1 protein-coding gene and 2 pseudogenes are annotated in these 2,312 nt (G+C 56.1%); all 3 read right to left on the bottom strand.

Annotation, left to right across the window (positions count from 1 at the left end; translation table 11 throughout):
* The coding region (locus tag B5M42_RS24945; RefSeq protein WP_230633184.1) for a glycoside hydrolase family 5 protein at nucleotides 1–867 on the bottom strand (867 nt) is incomplete at its 3' end.
* Nucleotides 868–895: 28 nt separating this feature from the next.
* Nucleotides 896–1,801 (bottom strand): annotated as a pseudogene (locus tag B5M42_RS25655) (galactose-binding domain-containing protein); the annotation flags it as partial.
* Nucleotides 1,802–1,981: 180 nt separating this feature from the next.
* A pseudogene (locus B5M42_RS25650) lies at nucleotides 1,982–2,312 on the bottom strand (cellulase family glycosylhydrolase); the annotation flags it as partial.

Raw genomic sequence — 2,312 nt, 5'->3', positions numbered from 1 at the left:
CATGTTGTTCGGGAAGTTGCCTGCGCTGAACCACGGCTGCGCCGCTACGCCCGGACCATAGTCATGCGTCGAGTAGACAACCTGATTCGGTACGTTCAGCACGACCGGGTAGTTTTGCACACCTTTCAGGTTGCCGCCCCACCAATAGTTGCTGGTCATGCCCTGCACGTTCGTTTCTACGCCCTCGACAATGATCAGCCAGTTCGGATTGACCGCGAGAATCGCGTTGCCTGCCCGCTGTGCGGCCAAACGCCAGTCGGTGTTCACGTTGCCGGTGCCCCAGCTTGCCGGGCCGTGCGGCTCGTTGTGCAAATCTCCGCCGATAACGGTGTCATTGCCCTTGTAGCGGTTGGCGAGCATCGTCCAGTCATTGATCCAGCGCGACTCGGGATACGCCGATGTGTACCACAGCTCCGACTGCGCATTGCCGTCCGGACGGTGCTGGTCCAGGAAAATTTTGAAGCCTTTGGCTCCTGCCTTTTGAATCAATTTATCCATGACCTGAATCGGGCTCAGCCCTTGCAGATCCGGGTTTTTGCTGAAGTCGATGCCTGTTGTCTGCGAGCCGGAATCAAACATCTGGTTGCAGTACGGCAGACGAATCAGGTTGTAGCCGTTCGCCTTCATCTGATCCAGCACGCTGTCCATTGAACGCGACCACAAGCCGTGCGGGGCGAAGTTGGTCGTTTCGAAGCCAAACCAGTTAATGCCGTTAAATACCGCTTGGTTACCGCTCGAATCGACGATTTTATTGCCAGACGTATGGTAATAGTTAGGTGCTGCCTCAGCGCCTGCCGCTGCCAGTCCCAAAGAGGACACGGTCAGCGACAGGGCTGTAATCACTTGTAATACTTTACTTTTTAACAAAGCTATACATCCCTTTCTTTATTTAAAATTAAGGCGCGATGCCCCATTGCAAGGAACCGGAAATGTAGCCGGTCACCTTGTTCCAGTCCACGAAATTCGTAGCGCTGGCGTTAAAGGAGTAGTCATTCGATTGGTTGTAGTTCGACCAGTCGGATTTGTTAACGCGGGTCTGCACCTCAAGAGTTGCTCCCGGCGCCAGGCTACCTGCGCTGCTGCTGAAGCTCAGCTCCACGTACGTATCGGTGTTCGTGCCCGATGCGGAGACGAAGCTGCCGCTTACGCTGCTGGTTGGAATCGCATTATTGCCATTGGCTGCCCAGTCGACGTTAAACGCCTGCGATTGCGAGCCGTCTTTCGTGTAGTAGTAGCGTACCTTCAGGTCCGTCAGATTGATGCTGCTTGCGCCAGTGTTGATCACGCGGAACTTCGGATACAACTGGTTGGACGAAGCGGCCGTGCTGCCGTTGACAAGCTGAACCTTGATCGAGCCCGAGCCCGGTGTTGGCGTTGCTGTCGGCGTTGGCGTCGGAGTCGGCGTTACTGTTGGTGTTGGCGTTGGTGTTGCCGTAGGTGTTGCCGTAGGTGTTGCCGTAGGTGTTGGCGTAGGTGTTGCCGTAGGTGTTGGCGTCGGTGTCGAAGTCCCGCCGCCATACACCTGGAACTCATACAACGAGTAGCCCCACTGCGTACCGCGTTGGGTGCCGTTCATTTTCACATAACGAGCGTTAATATCTGCAAACGAAAGCGTATCGGTGCCGCCGGTGCCGTTGGTTTTCGTGGCGACCGTCGTCCAGTTGCTGCCATCGGTCGATGTTTGAATTTGGTAGTTTTTACCGTAAGCCGTTTCCCAATTCAGCACAACTTTATTCACGCTTTGCACGGAGCCAAGGTCGACGTAGATCGATTGCTGGTCTGTATACGCCGAGCTCCAGCGCGTCGTCATATTGCCGTCAACAGCTGCCGAACCCGGGTTGTTGGCCATATCCGTTGAGCTCACGAAAACGTTTTTATTAAGGGCCAAGTTTGCGCCCACTGGCGTTGGCGTTGGCGTCGGGGTTGCCGTCGGCGTCGCTGTAGGCGTCGGCGTTGGCGTGCCGCTTGGCGTCGGGCCGGTTTTAATAATCCGGTTCAGCATCGCTTGCTTAGGCTGGTTCCATGTGTTCCAGTCGTCCAGCAGCAGGCCGCCGGTGTCCCCACTGTTCGGGTTCAAGCACCAGTACGTCCAGTACAGGTCGTTGTCCTTGATGTAGTCGACCAGCTTGTTTTGCCATTTGCCTTCGGTCGTCGACGTGTCCACGCCGCGTCCGCCGAATTCACCGACGATGACCGGCGCAATGTTTTGCTTGCTGATGTAGCCCCAGTATTCATCCCAAATGGCCGGCATGTTGTTCGGGAAGTTGCCTGCGCTGAACCACGGCTGCGCCGCTACGCCCGGACCATAGTCA

It is taken from the genome of Paenibacillus athensensis (genome assembly GCF_004514475.2).
In the GTDB taxonomy this organism is placed as follows: Bacteria; Bacillota; Bacilli; order Paenibacillales; family NBRC-103111; genus Paenibacillus_AL; species Paenibacillus_AL athensensis.
Note: the sequence above shows the minus strand (reverse complement) of the source record. Positions and strands in the feature narration are given on the sequence as shown.